The following is a 16,485-nucleotide window of genomic DNA, read 5'->3' as shown; positions in this document are numbered from 1 at the left end:
GCGACCAATCTTTCACGAGCTCAGCTTCTTTTTCCCATTCTTAGCGGCGTACATCCGTTCGTCGCTACCTTCCAGCAATTGTTCCAGCGATTGCGGATGGTCAGGATCGAACTCAACAATCCCCGATGAGAAGTGCAGGGCATAACGCCGCTCCAGATTCTGGGTTTGCTGTTGCAGGAAACCATCAAAACGCGCCAATACGCCCTCGGCATCGGCGAGCTGCAAGCCGTTAAACAGCACCACAAACTCATCGCCACCCAAACGGGCAAAGATATCCGCGTGGCGGAAACTCACTTTCATGGCATCGGCAAAATCCATCAGCGCGCGGTCGCCTTCGCGATGGCCGAGCGTATCGTTGATGGCTTTAAAGCGATCGAGATCGAGGAACGTCAGGCTGGCGGGTAACTGCTTCACCTGGCACTCATTCAGCACCAGCTGGCCGAGCGTCATAAAGCCGCGGCGATTGGTGATTTGCGTCAGTTCATCTGAGGTCGCGGTCTGGAAAGCCACCAGCTCCGCTTCGGCCATTGCGGCCAAATCGCGCAGTGTATGAATATCGTCTGCATCGAACTGGCGCGCATGGTGATCGATAATACACAGCGTGCCGATTTTGGCTCCGGCGGGCGTGCGCAGTGGACACCCGGCGTAAAAACGCACTGGGCTGTTTTCGCTGCTCACCAACGGGTTGTCGTGGAAACGTTCGTCTTCTAGCGCGTTTTCAACCACCATCACATCATCTTGCAGGATTGCATGGCCACAAAATGAGGTATTACGTGGTGCGGTGGTAGCAGCGTAACCGGCCGCTGATTTGAACCACTGATGGTCCTCTTCCAGCAGGCTGACCAGCGCGACGGGCACGCCAAACAAACGACGGGCAAGGCGGGTTAATCGGTCGAAACGCTCTTCTGCCGGCGTGTGCAGAATGTTGAGCGCACGTAACTGGGCCAGACGATGTGACTCGTCCGCAGGCAGTGCAGGTGCTTTCATCGCGTTACTCTTATTAATTATGGAATTACTGAAACACTGGTGTTGGTGCCATAAAGGCTGAAAGCGCCTGGCAACGGGATGCGATGTCCGATGCCAGGCGTAATGATAATCAGAGCACTTTTTGCTCGGCGAGATCAAGGGCAAAATAGCTGAAAATGAGATCGGCACCGGCACGTTTAATCGCGCCCAGGCTTTCCAGAACCACATTACGTTCGTCGATGGCGCCCGCCTGTGCGGCGAATTTGATCATCGCGTACTCACCGCTCACCTGGTACGCCGCCAGCGGCAACGTGGTGCGTTCGCGTATATCGCGCAGGATATCAAGATAAGCACCCGCTGGTTTCACCATCAGTGAATCTGCGCCTTCCGCTTCATCAAGCAGCGACTCGCGCAGCGCTTCACGGCGGTTCATTGGATTCATCTGATAAGTCTTACGATCGCCTTTCAGCGCGGTGCCTGCTGCTTCACGGAACGGGCCGTAGAAGGAGGAGGCGAACTTGGTCGAATACGACATGATAGCGGTGTCGGTGAAACCTGCGGCATCGAGCGCCTGGCGAATGGCTTTCACCTGGCCATCCATCGCGGCGGATGGCGCGATAAAATCGGCGCCGGCTTGTGCAGCCACCACGGCTTGCTTACCGAGATTAATCAGCGTTTGGTCGTTATCAACGCCGTGATCGCACAGCACGCCGCAATGGCCGTGGCTGGTGTATTCGCAGAAACAGGTATCAGACATCACGATCATTTCTGGCACGGTGTCTTTGCAGATACGCGACATACGTGCCACCAAACCGTTTTCATTCCAGGCATCGCTGCCGGTGGCGTCGGTATGGTGGGAAATGCCGAAGGTCATCACTGAACGAATACCCGCTTTGGCAATACGTTCGATCTCATACGCCAAACGTTTTTCTGGAATACGCACCACGCCCGGCATGGCGTTAATTGGCACGTAATCGTCCACACCTTCTTCAACGAAGATCGGTAGTGCCAGATCGTTGATGCTGAGGTTGGATTCCTGGAACATTTCGCGCATTGATGCGCTTTTACGCAGCCTTCTTGGGCGCTGGATCAGATTAAATTCAGACATGCTCTACAACTTATGCAGGTTAAAAAAGTGGCAATAGTTTACCCCTTTTCGTGGATGCGGATGAAGGATTGTGTGCGGAAACGAAAACTCCCGCCGGGCGGCGGGAGCGGGGAAGATTACTCGTTGATGTCCGGGTGCTGCTGCACCAGGTTTTTACGTTTCGCCTCAAGCTTGGCGATCTCGTCATCAATATCTTCGATTTTCTGCTCGATGTTGTCGTGATGCTCCTGCAGGATTTCACGCGCTTCTTCGAGATCCGACGCCGCCGGAGTAGCACCACGCAGCGGCTTGTTAGCGGTCTCTTTCATGTAGATACCGGTAATCAAACCAATCACCGCGACAACCATCAGGTAGTAAGCTGGCATATACAGATTGTTAGTGGCTTCAACTAAATACGCGGCGAGTGTCGGCGTTAAACCGGCAATCAGCACCGAGATATTAAAGGCACTTGCTAACGCGCTGTAGCGAATGTGGGTTGGGAACATCGCAGGTAGCGACGACGCCATCACACCGGTAAAGGCATTAAGAATCACCGCCATCAGCAGCAGACCGGCAAAAATCAGGCCCAACACGCCGCTGTTGATCAGCATAAAGGACGGAATCGCGAAGGCAAACAGCGCGATAGAACCAATGATGATAAACGGACGACGGCCAAAACGGTCACTCAGCATACCCATCACTGGCTGAACAAACAGCATACCCATCATGATGGCGATAATGATCAACACGCCGTGATCTTCCGAGTAGTGCAGGTTATGCGACAGATAACTCGGCATGTAGGTCAGCAGCATGTAGTAGGTCACGTTGGTGGCAATCACCAGACCGATACAAGCCAACAGGCTTTTCCAGTGTTTGGTCGCGATCTCTTTAAACGACACTTTCGGGCCATCGCGCAGTCCTTCACGGTCGCCCTGTTCCAGTTTCTCAACGTGCTGCTGGAACGCCGGCGTTTCTTCCAGCGCATGACGCAGATACAAACCGATAATGCCCAGCGGCAGCGCAATAAAGAACGGAATGCGCCAGCCCCACTCGAGGAACTTCTCTTCACCGATGATGGTAGAGATCAGTACCACAACGCCCGCACCGAGCACGAAGCCGGCAATCGAACCGAAGTCGAGCCAACTGCCCATAAAGCCGCGCTTACGGTCAGGCGAATACTCGGCAACGAAGATCGATGCGCCGGTGTATTCACCGCCGACCGAGAAGCCCTGCGCCATTTTTGCCAACAGCAGCAGGATCGGTGCCCAGATACCAATCGAGGCATAAGAGGGTATCAAGCCAATACAGAAGGTACTGATCGACATGATGACAATGGTGATAGAGAGGATTTTCTGGCGACCATATTTATCGCCCAACATGCCGAAGAACAAACCACCGAGTGGACGAATCAGGAACGGAACTGAGAACGTACCCAGTGCAGCAATCATCTGTACACTTGGTGAAGCATCCGGGAAGAACACCTTACCCAGCGCATAAGCCACAAAGCCATAAACACCAAAATCAAACCATTCCATCGCGTTGCCCAGCGAGGCTGCGGTAATGGCTTTACGTAAACGGGAGTCATCGATAATCGTGACATCATCAATCCCGATAGGTTTTACACGCTTCCTACGTAGTTTCATGCAGATACCCTGTATTGGAATTCGAAAAATCCTCAACGCTGCGGACTCAATAACTGCCAACAGTCCGCGGCGTTGAGAAAATTAAAGCATAGCCGGGAAATAACGTTTTTCCCTGGCCTGCCGGGCAATTATTAGGGGGGTAATGATTGCCAACCGCGACAGAGTATACCGATTTAGTGTGATATTTGTCATGTTTTCACCATTAACTGGCTATTTTTTAGCTAATGATACGGCTTTATTCATGCTTAAACGCGTCAAAAAAAGGCAGGAAAATAACATCACACTCTGCGGTTAGCGTGCGCCTTATGGTTAAACTACTTATACTTACGCCAATTGCTTTTTTGGAAATCAGGATTCGCATGGCGCGTTATGTTTTGTATGCCAAAAGTCTCTGTTTTGATGCCGAACAACAGGTGTTTTATCCGCTGAATGCCTCAACACAACGTGTTGCGTTGAGTACGCTTCAATGCGCAGTATTACGCCGCGTGCTCAATGCGCAGGGCAAACTGGTACGTAATCAGGCGCTGCATGTACTGTTCCAACGGGAACCTTCTGATGTGCCCTTTGCCGATCGCCTCACTACGACCATTGCTGAGATCAATCGCCTGGCACTACTCGCCCACGCGCCAGGTGCCTTGATTCACCAGGTGCCGCTAATTGGCTGCGTGCTGGCGGAGCAGGTTGATGTTGAACCCTGCAACGACACGCTGTCTGTGAAATCAGAGCCTGAGATGCCGGTGAACATTCAGCCTGCACCGCGAGTTAATCCTGTTGTCGCTAAGAAAAAATCCTGGTTGCTGCGCGGAGTGCTGGCCGGTTTTTTGCTGCTCAATGCGATGCTTGCACTGGTTGCACGACACGAGTTAGCACCAGCGGGACATGAAGGCACTGATTACAAATCCTATGGTCAGGAGGCGCGAACGCAGGTGTTTATCGCCGAAAGCCTATTGCCGAACTCTTTTGTGGTTCAGGATGCCCTGCGCCGTTTTCGCGATTTAAAGCCGCGTCTGGCGGATGGATCGACACCGCCTTTGCTTTATATCAATCGTTCGCGTACCCGCGTGTTTACCAGCGCATTTCTCTGCGCGCGACCGATGTCGCAAAAGAACAATGAATGTCTGTCGTGGATGGTATCTGCTCAGGAATTACCGGATGCGTAAATCACTTCTGGCTGTTGCCCTCTTTGTTGCTTTTATCTTGCCGTGGGCACTGGTGTTGCTGGTTCGCCCGGCTGAACCGGTACCGGAATGGTGTGAATTTCCCTATCGTATTCAGAATGAAGCGCAGCCAGCAGGCGTGATAAATGCCACGGTGCGCAATCGCTTTAAAGCTGATGGCAGCGGCAGTTCAATTCTGACCGGCACCATCACGCTCCGCGATCGTCATTATCAATTAAATCGGGTATCAGATTACAGCTGGCATCGGCAGGGTGATTTTATGCTGGTGAATACGCATCAGGTGCAGATTATGGCCAACGATACGGTGCCTGCCGCGCTGGCAGCACAGGTTCTTTTCACTTCGGGGCGCGAAGCTAATAATGATTTTTATCAGATGTATCAACTCCCGAACGGCGATCAAATAATCAATTATTCTGGTATGCCGCGGCTTTATTGCCATACCTGATTGTTGCGCAAATAAATAAGAAAAACTTACCATTAAGCGAGGCGGTAAGCACCGCTTGCCAGTTCGTAAGCATTCAGTAATACTCTGCCGCCGTGCTTTGGTGGAGTGTTCATGTCGAGGAAAAACGCCCAGTCTTTTAAGAATCCCTGGCTGTCGATGATCGACAGTGTAGAAAGGAATCTTATCAATCTTATGCCTGCGGCACCGCGTACGGCTGCCGTTTCCAGTACCTCGATTGAGTGGATTAACTGTGGCGAACGTGCCGATGCGCAGCTGGCATTATTGGCGCAACAACCCGATGAACTGCTGCAACGCCTGAAAAGCTGGCGTCAGGCCGGATTACTCTCCAGCCAGGCGATGGAGAGTTTTCGTCAGCTGCAACGGCTGACACAAACCAGCATCGCACGTAACCAACCCATCACCCAGCTTGATGAATATCAGCAATTAGTGGGGCAGTTAACGCCGACGCTGGAGCGCATTAATCAACGTCTTAACGCCCAGCGCGATTTGCCGAATGGCGCGCTGGCGGAAGATAGCCTTGAAGTGGCGCTGCGTATTGCTGAAAAACGTCGCGCAGGCCGTTCAGAGTAACGAGCGCAGCGGCGCACCGGTCAACCATCCCTGAATATCTTCCACCGCCTGCGTAAAGTAGGTGTGATAATTGCTGTCGGCAACATAGCCGAGATGCGGCGTCGCCAGCACATTCGGCAGCAGACGCAACGGATGATCCGCCGGAAGCGGCTCCTGTTCAAACACATCCAATCCCGCACCGGCTAGCTGGCCTGATTGCAGCGCGGCGATCATCGCCTGTTGATCGACAATCCCGGCACGCGAGGTATTAATCAGCAGCGCACCAGGCTTCATCTGCGCCAGCGCCGCCGCATCGATCAAATGCCGTGAGCGTTCGCTCAATACCAGATGAATCGACACCACATCGCTGCTGTTGAGCAGCGCTTGCAGCGAGGGCGAGCGCTCAACGCGACATTCGGCGGCGCGTTCAGCGGTTAAATTCTGGCTCCACGCACACACGTGCATGCCAAACGCCTGCGCTACTTTTGCCATCTCGCCGCCAATTTTACCCAGTCCGAGCAATCCCAGCGTTTTGCCCTGCAGACTCATGCCTAAGGTGTGCTGCCACGCGCCGTTGCTGCGCAGCACCTGATTCTCCGGCACGATATGGCGCGCCAGCCCAAGCAGCAATCCCCACGTCAGTTCCAGCGGTGCCGCGCTGCTGCTGGCGGTGCCACATACCGCGATATAGCGCTCTGCGCAGGCATCTAAATCAATGGAGGCATTACGCATGCCGGAAGTGACTACCATTTTCAGATTGGGCAAGCGGCCAATCAGCTCGGCGCTGAGCGGCGTGCGTTCACGCATCACCACCAGAATGTCGGCGTGGACGATGTGCTTAACCAGTTCATCCTGGTCGGCGAAATGTTCAGTCAGGGAAGTGGTGTTAACCAGCGGGGCGAGAGACGCCCAATCGGCAAGCGACTGGGCGACGTTCTGATAATCATCAAGAATGATGCAGTTCAGGCTCATGATGTTCCTCAACGAGAAGTGGCTTGTGCCCTTGCTCGCTGAGCCAGGCACGCAGCCGGTCATTATCCAGCGGACGGGCATAATAGTAGCCCTGAATAAATATCACACCACGCTGCCGCAGGTACTCAAATTGTGTTGCGGTCTCTACGCCTTCGCCGAGTACATCCAGTTCCAGCTTGTGGCACAGATTAATAATCGCATCCAGCACCGGCGTTTCGACGTCGAGGCCTTCAATGGCGTTAATAAAGCCGCGATCGATTTTCAGATAATCCAATGGGAAGGTGAGCAGATAGGTCAGCGAGCAGTGGCCGGTACCGAAATCATCGATCGCGACTTTCATGCCCTGCGCGCGTAAGTGACGCAGTTTACGCGCCACCATTTCACCGTCTTCAATCAGGCTGCGTTCGGTCAGCTCCAGAGTAATACACATCTGTTTATCTTTGATGCGCTCAGCAAACAGCTCAATGTCTGCCACGAAATCGGCATGTTGCAGATGTTCCGCCGCCAGATTCAGCCCAATGTGAAAACCGGGTTCGACTTGCCAGTCCTGAATATCTTCCGCCATCAACTCCAGCAGATGCTGGGTCAGCGGCACAATCATGCCTTCGGCTTCAGCGGCGCTGATAAAGATATCCGGACGAATCATGTCACCGTTGGGCCGCTGCCAGCGCAGCAAGGCTTCGGCGCCGGCGCAGGCGTGCAATGTGTTGCTGTAAACCGGCTGATAGTGCACCGAGAACTGACGCGCGCGGATGGCGCGGCCAATCTCATCGTGCCAGGAAATTCGTCGACGCAGCCAGTTGGCGGTGAGGATCATCAACAGAATCGAGAAAATCGCCGCCATCGGCAGGAAGATGAACAGCGCCTGACGCCAGGCTTTCAGCAACTCAGAAGCCGGAACCGTCACACTAACGGTGATGGGATAGCGGCTGGAGTCGGCCTGAAAAGATTCACTTTGCATGTACAGCTTTGGCCGCGTGTCAGTCGGTCCGCTGGCGATTACCGCGCCGCCGCTAAACTGCAGGCTCATTTGGTAGCCACGCGATCCGCCGATGGCGTTCATAAAGTCCATCAGATATTGGCCATCGATGACCGCCCAAAAACCGCTGGTATCGGGGAGCTGGCGCACAAACACCACGGCAGGACGATTCTGTACGCCGTAAGTGCCGCGCACCGAAATACTCCACCAGGCTTTGCCGGTCGTCGGCGGCGGCTGCAGCATCATTTCCGTTAATGTGCCGTGTTTCAGGCCAAAGGCGGACGAGCAGCTGATGTCACCGCCTTTCAGCATACCAATGGATCGGAAATAAGGATTGAGCGTGCCCGCACGCTGCAGCTGATCTTCGATTTGTGCGCAAGGTTGATAGTGATACTGACGCAGCTCAGTGATCATATCCCATGCGTTATCACTCATCTTTTCAGCCTGAGTGAGCAAGGTATTGGCGGTGGAAATCTGCTGTTGGTGGACGGTGTGGCGCGCTTCGATGGCGGTACAAAGGATGCCGAGCACCAAGGGTAACAACCCGGCGCAGACAATTAAGAGCCAGCCAAAATCGTGATGTCGTTTTTTTAGTGGCACCAGACAATCCTCGGTGGGTTTACGCCGCGCATAAGCTGCGGTTGCGGCGTCAGCAGCATACCATTTTCACAGGGCTGTGTAGGGTAGCGATTTAAGAATAAACCGGTCTGATACAGGTCAATGATCAATCTCACTTTGCGTTTACTGACAATGTTTTGCCGTTATTGGCATTTCCCAGCGGCAAAAACGCTATGCCACGATGTTAGGTAAGCACATTGACCTGAAATGAGGAGCAGAAATGAGCACTGAAACCCTGGATATCACATCGTTACGGCAGCGCATCAGCGAAGGCGAATGGCAGGCGCGTACCAAGCTGGCACAGGCTTACCATCTGGCGGCCAAGCTGCGCTGGACCGACCATATTTACACCCATTTTTCCCTGCGCGTACCGGGCGATCAGCCGCACTTTCTTATCAACGCTTTCGGGCAAACCTTCGATGAAATCCAGGCGGAAACGCTGGTGAAAATCGACATCGACGGCAATATTATTGACGACCCAACCGGGCTGGGAATTAACCTTGCCGGATTTGTTATTCACAGTGCGATTCACCGCGCGCGGCCGGATGCCCATGCGGTGCTGCATACGCATACTGCCGCGGGAATTGGCGTCTCGGCGCAGCGCAACGGCCTGCTGATGATTTCGCAACACAGCACCCGTTTCCATAATCGCCTTGGCTATCACGATTACGAAGGTATCGCGCTGGATCTCGACGAGCAGCAGCGCATCGTGGCCGATCTTGGCGATCTCAACGCGCTGATCCTGCGCAATCATGGCCTGCTGACCAGCGGCGGCAGCATTGAAGAAGCTTTCTACAACCTCTATTACCTCGAGCGCGCCTGCCAGGCCCAACTGGCGGCACAATCGGGCGGCGCGGATCTGATTATTCTGCCAGATGCCGTTGCCGAGAAAGCCGCGCAGGCGTTTGATAACAGCATTCGCCAGCGCAAATATCAGCTGCACTGGGATGCTTACATCCGCCAGCTCAACCGCAACGCACTTTGAGAATCTCCCAATGAAATGGCTGAAACCGGTATTTTCTGCGCTGCTGCTGTGCGCGGCGTTTGGCAGTCAGGCGGCGCCTGATTTGAGTAAAGTCACGCTGGTGCTGGGCGATCAGGCGCGCAATCTGCGTTCGCTGATCGAAGCGGCTGATGTGATGAAAGACGCGCCTTATCAATATCGCTGGGCGAACTTCCAGGGCGCGGCGCCACTGTTTGAAGCGCAGCGTGCCGGTGCGGTGGATACCTCGTACGCGGGCGATTTGCCGGTGCTGATGGCGGCGTCGGGCGGCGTACCGCTGAAGATCATCGCCACCAACGTGGGAGATGCCGGTTCGAACGGGCTGATCGTGCCCGCCGACTCGCCGATCCACAGCGTGAAGGATCTGGCCGGCAAGCAGGTTGTCGTCTCGTCGGCGCGTGGCAGTATCTCGCAGCACTTGCTGTATGAGGCGCTGGAAGAGGCGAAAGTGCCGCGTGATACGGTGCCGGTGCGATTTGTGTTGCCGACCGACGCCAGCGCGGCGTTCAACTCAGGACAGATTGCCGCGTGGGCGACCTTCGATCCCTATTTAGGCATTGCCGAAAAGCATGGCGCGCGTCTGCTGCGTGACGGCAAAGGGCTGACGACCGCACTGTCGTTTGTCACCGCCACGCAAAGCTCGCTCGACGATCCCGCCAAGCGCGCCGCGATTGCGGATTTCACCCATCGTTTGGCCAAAGCGCGTGAGTGGGCGCTGGCGCATCCGCAGCAGTATAACGAGGTGTATGCGCAGTTAACGCGCCTGCAACCGGCGGACGCGCAGCAGATTACTGCGCGTATTTCCCACGGCGTGCGTGGCGTGACGCCGGATGATGTGGCGAAGGTGCAGAAGGTGTCGGACTTGTTCAGCGAGCTAAATATCCTGCCGAACAAAGTCGATGTGCAGGCAATTACCGATAACAGCGTGTTTCAATAAGCGGCGTAGGGTCGCCATTCATGGCGACCTGGCTGTTATCGCGCCCGTTTACCCGGCCGCCCATTTCCTAACATAATTGCCAATCGGCTGCCGCCCGGCGTGGTTTCCATCAAAATCTTGGTTACGCTGGTGAGCGGCACCGACAGCAACATGCCGACCGGACCCAGCAACCAGCCCCAGAAAATCAACGACAGAAACACCACCAGCGTCGACAATCCCAGCCCGCGCCCCATCAATCTTGGCTCCAGCATATTGCCGAACACCATGTGAATCGCGCTGAACAGTGCCGCCACCAGCATGGCGTCATAAATATTATTCAGCACCAGCGCCTGAATAAACGGCGGGATGCCGGCGATGATCGGGCCGATATTGGGGATGAAATTAAGGATGAACGCCACCACGCCCCAGAACAGCGCGAACTTCACGCCGAGCAGCAGCAGCGACAGCCAAACGGCAACGCCGGTAATTAAACTCACCAAGGTTTTCAGCGCCAGATAATGCGTCACGCCTTTCAACGCGCGATGCAGACCGGCGATGCGGATCTGCGGATTGACCATCGCGTTACGCATTTTGTACGGCAGATGGCGCACCTCAAACAGCATAAATACCACGGTGAGAATCAGCAGCAGCACGTTGGTCATCGCGCCGGACAGCTGTTTCAATACCGATGTGGCCATGTCCATCACCACGTTGGGATCGAGGCGTGCCGCCAGCGCTTCGGTAGAGATGTTGATATGAAAACGCGCGGCAAAATGTTGCACCACCGCCAGCTTCTGTTCCAGCATGGCGCGGATTTGCGGATAGGTATCACTGAAGTCACTGGCCGAGCTGGCGAGTACGGCAATGAGTAACAGCACGACGATAAAAATCACGCTGATCACCAAGGTAATCGCCAGGCCACGTTTGACGCCGCGCCGCATCAACATCGTCACCAGCGGATTAAGCACGATTGCCAGGAAGCTGGCCAGTAAGAAGGGCACCAGAATGTCCGAGGCGGCGCGAATGCCCGCCAGAATAATCACCAGCATCGCCAGTTTTACCAGGATGTTCTGGCCAATTTTTTCCTGTAGCAGGTTGTTCATTCTCTCTCCTGAGACGGTTTTTGCTCAGGAGAGTGTAGTTGATGGAAATTAACCATCTGTTTTTTAAGATAAACAGAAATCCGGATCGCCTTGCCGTAGGGGCGCCATTTATGGCGACCGCCATTATTACCATCACCGGGCCTGACGCCGCATCAATACCGTCGCAGCCAACATCAAACTCAAACTGGCGAGCAGCGTCAGCGTAGCCATCGCCATACCTTGTCCCACCGAACCTTGTTCGAACTGACGCCAGATAAAGATCGCCACGGTTTGCGTGCCCGCCGGAGCCAGCAGCAGCGAGGTCACCAGCTCGCGTGATGCCACGGCAAACACCATCATCATCGCCGCCAGCAAGCTGGGCGCCACCAGCGGCAGCACAACCAGCCGCAGCGCCTGCAAACGTGATGCGCCGTGCACGCGCGCCGCCGGTTCCAGCGTTGGGGCCAGCTGACGCAGCGCGCTACTGACATAGCGCACCGGCCACGGCAGCAGTAAACAGCTGTACGACAGCAGCAGAATAAACATGGTGTTATAGGGCGAAACCGGCCAGAAACCGCGGTTCCACAGCAGAATCAAACCCACGCCAACCACCACGCCCGGCATCGCCGCAGGCAGTAGCGCCAGGCCATCCATCATTGCCAGCAAACGGGTTTTTCCTTCCGACACGCGCCAGGCAATGAGAAAACCCAACGCGCCGGTCAGCAGCGCCGCGCCAAGCGCCAGGCCGATGCTGGTGGAGAAGGCCGCCAGCGCATCCCCTTGCTGGCTGAACAGCGCGCCGAAGTGGCGTAGCGTCAAATTACTGAGATGCAATCCACCGGAGAGCGTATTCAGTAAGCCGCTCAGGGTCATCGCGCCGAGCGGCAGCACCACCGCGAGCAGTACGGTGAGAGCAAATGGCAGTAGCATCAGCGTTTGTAAACGGCCGGCATGTGCCAGTTCCTGAGTAACAGGTTTACCGCCAACCGCCGTGACATCGCTGCTGCCGGTCAGTTTGCGCTGCAGCAGCCACGCGGTAAGCGCCACCAGACTTAACATCAGCGACAGCGATGCCGCGCCGGGCAGATCGATCGGCCAGTCGGCGAGTTTGGTTTCAATGCCAACGGTCATCAGCGTCAGCTTCGCCTGCGCACCCAGCGCTGCAGGCACGCCGTACTCCTCAATCGCCAGCGTAAACGCCAGCAGCACGCCACCCGCCAACGCCGGTAAGGTCAGCGGCAAGGTGATGTGCCAGAAGCCGCGCCACGCCGATGCGCCGTGCACGCGCGCTACCCAGGCAAGGCGTTGTCCGCTCGCCAGCAGCGAACGCGACACCGCAAAATAGACCACCGGGAAGATGTTCAGCGTCATCACGCCAATCATGCCGCTGCTGCTAAACAGCAGGCTGTCGAAGTTGATGCCGGTAAGTTGTTCGATATAGCCGTTGCGTTGCAGCGCCAGCGTCCATGACAGCGCCACAATATAGGGCGGCGTCAGAAACGGGATCAGAAACAGCAAATCCCACAAAGCCGCGCCCGGCAGGCGGAACAGGCCGCGCAGTGCGCCGAGCGGTAAGCCCAGCAGCAAACTGCACAGCGCCACGCCGCCGCCGATTTTTAGCGTGCCCAGCCACATCGATGCCAGCTGCGGATCGTCCAGCAGCGCCGGGAAAGCGCTAAAAGCGCCGCGCCAGCTGCCTTCGCCGAAGTAAGGAAACAGCGCTTGCAGCACGATAAACAGCAGCGGCAGCGCCACCAGCAGTAATAACGCCAGCAGAATCAAGCCATTCAGGGCACGCGACATCGTTTACTGTCCGAACAGGGCGCCAAAGCGCTTCAGCACCGCCGAGCGCTCGCTGCTGCCATCCTGATTGGTCGGCAACAATTTGATCTCGGTGAACAGCGGACGTTGCGCTTTGATATCGGTGCGTGCTGGCATCAGCCAGGCTTTGGCTACTTGTTCCTGACCTTCATCCGACAGCACGTAATCGACGAATTTCTTCGCATCATCTGCGTGCTGGCTGCTTTTCAGGATCATCATCGGACGCGGCGCGACCACGGTGCCGTTTTCCGGGAAGATCACCTTCACACTCTCGCCCTGCGCGATGTTGTTATAGGTAACGTAATCGACCGCGCCAAACACCGCCGCTTTCGCGCCTTGCAGCACTGGCGTCACCGCCTGCGCGTTCGGGCCGCTCATCACCATGCCGTTGGCTTTTAACTGATCAAACAGCTGCCAGGCTTTTTCGCCTTCGCTGTTTTGCAGGCCAATCAGCAGATCGAGTGATGCGCCAGACAGCGCCGGATCCGGCGTGGTCACTTTATCTTTAAAGGCGGGCGCGGTGAGATCCTGCCAGGTTTTCGGTTCTGGCGTATTGCTTTGTGTATTCCACACGATGCCGAGCGCGGAAATTCCCTGCGCGACATAGTTGGCGGTTTTGAACTGATCCGGCACTTTCGCTGCATTAGCACTTTCGAAAGGTTGCAGCCAGCCGCGCTGTTGCAGATCTTCGGCGGTATCCCACGAAGCTGAGATCAACACATCAGCCTGCGGATTGGCCTGTTCCGCTTCCAGACGCGCCATCACTTTGCCGGTGGTGGCCTGGAAAATATTCACTTTGATGCCGGTCTGTTTTTCAAACCCGGCGGCAAGACTTTTCGACAGCGAACCCGGACCGGCGGTGTACACCGTCAGCGCCTGGGCATCGTTGATCATGATGGCGGAAGTCAAAATCATCGCGCTGATGGCTCCTGTTTTAACTGACTTGAGAGATGGCATTGCGGTCCCCTGAGAGGTGAGTAACGGAAACAATCTGGCCCTGCGCCAGGTGAATGATGCGGTCGGCCAGCGTGTTGGCTTCCTCGCGATCGTGCGTAACGTAAACAGCGGTGATGCCCGCCGCGCGCAGCAAATCCGCCATGGTGTGAACCAGGGTTTCACGCAGGTCGCGGTCGAGGTTGGAGAGCGGTTCGTCGAACAGCAGAATGGCCGGTTTCGCCACCAGCGCGCGCGCCAGCGCCACGCGCTGCTGCTGGCCGCCGGAAAGCAACGCCGGTTTGCGATCGCCAAAATCAGCGAGGCCAACCTGAGCCAGTGCGGCATCGGCCTGTTGTCGCGCGGCGGCTTTCTTCATGCCGCGCATGCGCAGCGGAAAGGCGACGTTTTGCGCTACCGACATGTGCGGCCACAGCGCGTAATCCTGGAACACCATGCCGAGGTTGCGCTTCTCCGGCGCATCGCAGTGGCGCGGCGAGGCCACGCAGCGTTCACCAATCCACAGTTCACCTGCGGTTGGCTGCAGCAAACCCGCCAGCAGTTTCAAAAGCGTGCTTTTGCCACAGCCGCTCGGACCGAGCAGCGCCAGGATTTCGCCTGCGGGAATGGTTAGGGAGAGATCGTGCAGAATAGTCAGGTTACCCACCGACCATCTGAGATTTTTCAGTTCAATAGGCAGCGCGGCATGCGTCATCGGCCACCTCCCGCGAAGGAGTTAGCGTTACGCACGCGCGCCTGAGAAATCAGGGGCGTCATCAGATTGTTATCCTCTTTGGGATTTGATTGAGGGCGAGTCTACGAGCGCGATATGACGAAATGATGACCGTAAAACTGGGCATTTCACTGATGCGGATAAAACCAAAAGGCGTATAGTTATCCTCTTGTTATGAAAATTCCGTCACCCACGAGCGCAATCACTCATGCCTGACCTGCCTGCCGCCGCACCTGAACATGGCCGTTTTCGCCTCAATTTACTGATCCTTTCCATCGTGAAGTTCAACTTTGCCAGCTATCTCACCATCGGCTTGCCGCTGGCGGTGCTGCCCGGCTTTGTCCATGACGGACTGGGCTACAACGCCTTCTGGGCCGGATTAGTGATCAGCCTGCAATACATCGCCACGCTGCTCAGCCGTCCGCACGCCGGACGCTATGCCGATCTGTGGGGGCCGAAAAAAGTGGTGGTGCTGGGGCTGGTGGGCTGTTTGCTGAGCGGCATCTGTATTCTGCTCTCGGCGCTCAGCGACGGGCAGGGCGTGCTGAGTCTGGTGCTGCTGTGTCTGGGGCGCGTGATTCTCGGCGTGGGGCAAAGCTTCTCCGGCACCGGTACGTCGCTGTGGGGCGTGGCGCGCGTCGGTTCGCTGCATATTGGCCGGGTGATTTCGTGGAACGGCATTGTCACCTACGGCGCGATGGCAATCGGTGCGCCGCTCGGCGTGGTGATTTTCCGCAGCGGCGGCTTGCTGCTGCTCTCCGGCATCATCATTGCTATTTGCGTGCTGGCGATAGCGCTGGCGCTGCCGCGTGCGCCGGTGAAAGGCAGCAAAGCCAAGCCGCTGCCGTTCCGTGACGTGCTGAGCAAGGTGTACGGTTTCGGCCTGATTCTGGCGATGGGTTCCGCCGGATTTGGCGTGATCGCTACCTTCATCACGCTGTTTTATCAGGATAAAGGCTGGGATGGCGCCGCCTTCGCGCTGACCATGTTCAGCGCTGCCTTCGTCGGCACGCGCCTGCTGTTCCCCAATGCCATCAATAAGCTCGGCGGTTTGCGCGTGGCGAGTATTTGCTTCGCGGTGGAAGCAGTTGGCCTGTTTCTGGTGGCCGGTTCGTTCGATCCGTGGATGGCGAAGATGGGCGCATTCCTCACCGGCGCGGGTTTTTCGCTGGTGTTCCCGGCGATTGGCGTAGTGGCGGTGAAAGTGGTGCCACAGCAGAATCAGGGCAGCGCGCTTGCGACTTACACCGCTTTTATGGATTTGTCGCTGGGTATCACCGGGCCGATTGCCGGTTTCATCATGAGTTATGCCGGTGTGTCGCTGGTCTATTTCCTCACCGCGCTGCTGGTGTGTTTAGCGCTGTTCTGCACGCTGCGGATGATTAAGCGGATGCCGGAAGATCCGGTGGTGGAGATTAAAGAGAACGCGTAGTTGGCGGTCGCCATTAATGGCGACCCTACGGGTTTCGTAGGGTGCGCATTCATGCGCACCTGGTTTAGCAAAGATGAACGGTGTAAAAAAAAGGCCTCCGACCGAGG

Annotated in this window: 15 protein-coding genes; 6 read left to right on the top strand and 9 right to left on the bottom strand. The window is 56.2% G+C overall.

All coding sequences use genetic code 11. From position 1 onward, the window contains the following. Positions 1-12 precede the first annotated feature (12 nt). The 3 genes from VIJ98_RS18675 to proP all read right to left on the bottom strand — a co-directional run bounded on the left by VIJ98_RS18675 (position 13) and on the right by proP (position 3,696). Positions 13-987 (bottom strand): sensor domain-containing diguanylate cyclase, encoded by a 975-nt coding sequence (locus VIJ98_RS18675; protein ID WP_323275431.1) that lies wholly within the window; start codon positions 985-987, stop codon positions 13-15. 109 nt (positions 988-1,096) lie between these two features. Further along, on the bottom strand, positions 1,097-2,074 hold the full coding sequence (gene hemB, locus VIJ98_RS18670; RefSeq protein WP_008108163.1) for a porphobilinogen synthase: 978 nt from the start codon (positions 2,072-2,074) through the stop codon (positions 1,097-1,099). A 116-nt stretch (positions 2,075-2,190) separates the two neighbouring features. Continuing rightward, positions 2,191-3,696: a glycine betaine/L-proline transporter ProP gene (proP, locus tag VIJ98_RS18665; protein ID WP_008108164.1), complete on the bottom strand. Its 1,506-nt coding sequence runs from the start codon at positions 3,694-3,696 to the stop codon at positions 2,191-2,193. Between the two features lie 359 nt (positions 3,697-4,055). Here proP and VIJ98_RS18660 point away from each other — a divergent pair, with 359 nt between their 5' ends. The 3 genes from VIJ98_RS18660 to VIJ98_RS18650 all read left to right on the top strand — a co-directional run bounded on the left by VIJ98_RS18660 (position 4,056) and on the right by VIJ98_RS18650 (position 5,910). Then, positions 4,056-4,856, top strand: a complete 801-nt coding sequence (locus VIJ98_RS18660) for a hypothetical protein (RefSeq protein WP_323275429.1) — start codon at positions 4,056-4,058, stop codon at positions 4,854-4,856. After that, positions 4,849-5,319 carry a hypothetical protein gene (locus tag VIJ98_RS18655; protein WP_154194093.1) on the top strand — a complete coding sequence of 157 codons (471 nt, stop codon included), beginning with the start codon at positions 4,849-4,851 and terminating at the stop codon, positions 5,317-5,319. The genes VIJ98_RS18660 and VIJ98_RS18655 overlap by 8 nt, the downstream gene beginning before the upstream one ends. A gap of 111 nt (positions 5,320-5,430) precedes the next feature. Further along, a complete protein-coding gene (locus VIJ98_RS18650; RefSeq protein ID WP_323275427.1) occupies positions 5,431-5,910 on the top strand; it encodes a hypothetical protein in 480 nt (159 codons plus the stop codon). On the opposite strand, the gene VIJ98_RS18645 is transcribed toward VIJ98_RS18650, so the two are convergent. Together VIJ98_RS18645 and VIJ98_RS18640 are read right to left on the bottom strand one after the other, a co-directional pair. Next, the gene (locus VIJ98_RS18645; RefSeq protein ID WP_323275425.1) at positions 5,902-6,861 is read right to left on the bottom strand and encodes a D-2-hydroxyacid dehydrogenase family protein; all 960 of its coding nucleotides are present in this window, start codon (positions 6,859-6,861) and stop codon (positions 5,902-5,904) included. The two genes, VIJ98_RS18650 and VIJ98_RS18645, sit on opposite strands and share 9 nt — an antisense overlap. Continuing rightward, entirely contained in the window at positions 6,836-8,440 is a 1,605-nt protein-coding gene (locus tag VIJ98_RS18640; RefSeq protein ID WP_323275423.1) for an EAL domain-containing protein, read from the bottom strand. Before VIJ98_RS18640 ends, VIJ98_RS18645 begins: the two co-directional genes overlap by 26 nt. A gap of 238 nt (positions 8,441-8,678) precedes the next feature. On the opposite strand from VIJ98_RS18640, the gene VIJ98_RS18635 reads away from it, so the two are divergent. Together VIJ98_RS18635 and VIJ98_RS18630 are read left to right on the top strand one after the other, a co-directional pair. Beyond that, positions 8,679-9,443, top strand: a complete 765-nt coding sequence (locus tag VIJ98_RS18635; protein ID WP_154157241.1) for a class II aldolase/adducin family protein — start codon at positions 8,679-8,681, stop codon at positions 9,441-9,443. 10 nt (positions 9,444-9,453) lie between these two features. Next, positions 9,454-10,398: an ABC transporter substrate-binding protein gene (locus tag VIJ98_RS18630; protein ID WP_154157240.1), complete on the top strand. Its 945-nt coding sequence runs from the start codon at positions 9,454-9,456 to the stop codon at positions 10,396-10,398. A gap of 35 nt (positions 10,399-10,433) precedes the next feature. Here the strand turns inward: VIJ98_RS18630 and VIJ98_RS18625 are convergent, their stop codons facing one another. From VIJ98_RS18625 to VIJ98_RS18610, 4 genes are all read right to left on the bottom strand, one after another. Further along, positions 10,434-11,480, bottom strand: coding sequence for an AI-2E family transporter (locus VIJ98_RS18625; RefSeq protein WP_008108172.1), 1,047 nt, complete (start codon positions 11,478-11,480; stop codon positions 10,434-10,436). 132 nt (positions 11,481-11,612) lie between these two features. Next, positions 11,613-13,262 carry an ABC transporter permease subunit gene (locus tag VIJ98_RS18620; RefSeq protein ID WP_323275420.1) on the bottom strand — a complete coding sequence of 550 codons (1,650 nt, stop codon included), beginning with the start codon at positions 13,260-13,262 and terminating at the stop codon, positions 11,613-11,615. 3 nt (positions 13,263-13,265) lie between these two features. After that, entirely contained in the window at positions 13,266-14,237 is a 972-nt protein-coding gene (locus VIJ98_RS18615; protein ID WP_176972628.1) for an ABC transporter substrate-binding protein, read from the bottom strand. Next, on the bottom strand, positions 14,215-14,928 hold the full coding sequence (locus tag VIJ98_RS18610; protein WP_323275417.1) for an ABC transporter ATP-binding protein: 714 nt from the start codon (positions 14,926-14,928) through the stop codon (positions 14,215-14,217). The genes VIJ98_RS18615 and VIJ98_RS18610 overlap by 23 nt, the downstream gene beginning before the upstream one ends. 226 nt (positions 14,929-15,154) lie before the next feature. On the opposite strand from VIJ98_RS18610, the gene VIJ98_RS18605 reads away from it, so the two are divergent. Next, positions 15,155-16,378 (top strand): MFS transporter, encoded by a 1,224-nt coding sequence (locus VIJ98_RS18605; RefSeq protein WP_179453079.1) that lies wholly within the window; start codon positions 15,155-15,157, stop codon positions 16,376-16,378. The last annotated feature ends 107 nt before the right edge of the window (positions 16,379-16,485 follow it).

Origin of the sequence: Pantoea sp. S18 (assembly GCF_045689705.1) — a bacterium.
Classification (GTDB): Bacteria; Pseudomonadota; Gammaproteobacteria; order Enterobacterales; family Enterobacteriaceae; genus Pantoea; species Pantoea symbiotica.
Note: the sequence above shows the minus strand (reverse complement) of the source record. Positions and strands in the feature narration are given on the sequence as shown.

Bases quoted from the DNA above. Each gene is read 5' to 3' on its own strand.
- VIJ98_RS18675 (WP_323275431.1), bottom strand. From the start codon at position 987: ATGAAAGCACCTGCACTGCCTGCGGACGAGTCACATCGTCTGGCCCAG.
- hemB (WP_008108163.1), bottom strand. From the start codon at position 2,074: ATGTCTGAATTTAATCTGATCCAGCGCCCAAGAAGGCTGCGTAAAAGC.
- proP (WP_008108164.1), bottom strand. From the start codon at position 3,696: ATGAAACTACGTAGGAAGCGTGTAAAACCTATCGGGATTGATGATGTC.
- VIJ98_RS18660 (WP_323275429.1), top strand. From the start codon at position 4,056: ATGGCGCGTTATGTTTTGTATGCCAAAAGTCTCTGTTTTGATGCCGAA.
- VIJ98_RS18655 (WP_154194093.1), top strand. From the start codon at position 4,849: ATGCGTAAATCACTTCTGGCTGTTGCCCTCTTTGTTGCTTTTATCTTG.
- VIJ98_RS18650 (WP_323275427.1), top strand. From the start codon at position 5,431: ATGTCGAGGAAAAACGCCCAGTCTTTTAAGAATCCCTGGCTGTCGATG.
- VIJ98_RS18645 (WP_323275425.1), bottom strand. From the start codon at position 6,861: ATGAGCCTGAACTGCATCATTCTTGATGATTATCAGAACGTCGCCCAG.
- VIJ98_RS18635 (WP_154157241.1), top strand. From the start codon at position 8,679: ATGAGCACTGAAACCCTGGATATCACATCGTTACGGCAGCGCATCAGC.
- VIJ98_RS18630 (WP_154157240.1), top strand. From the start codon at position 9,454: ATGAAATGGCTGAAACCGGTATTTTCTGCGCTGCTGCTGTGCGCGGCG.
- VIJ98_RS18625 (WP_008108172.1), bottom strand. From the start codon at position 11,480: ATGAACAACCTGCTACAGGAAAAAATTGGCCAGAACATCCTGGTAAAA.
- VIJ98_RS18620 (WP_323275420.1), bottom strand. From the start codon at position 13,262: ATGTCGCGTGCCCTGAATGGCTTGATTCTGCTGGCGTTATTACTGCTG.
- VIJ98_RS18615 (WP_176972628.1), bottom strand. From the start codon at position 14,237: ATGCCATCTCTCAAGTCAGTTAAAACAGGAGCCATCAGCGCGATGATT.
- VIJ98_RS18610 (WP_323275417.1), bottom strand. From the start codon at position 14,928: ATGACGCATGCCGCGCTGCCTATTGAACTGAAAAATCTCAGATGGTCG.
- VIJ98_RS18605 (WP_179453079.1), top strand. From the start codon at position 15,155: ATGCCTGACCTGCCTGCCGCCGCACCTGAACATGGCCGTTTTCGCCTC.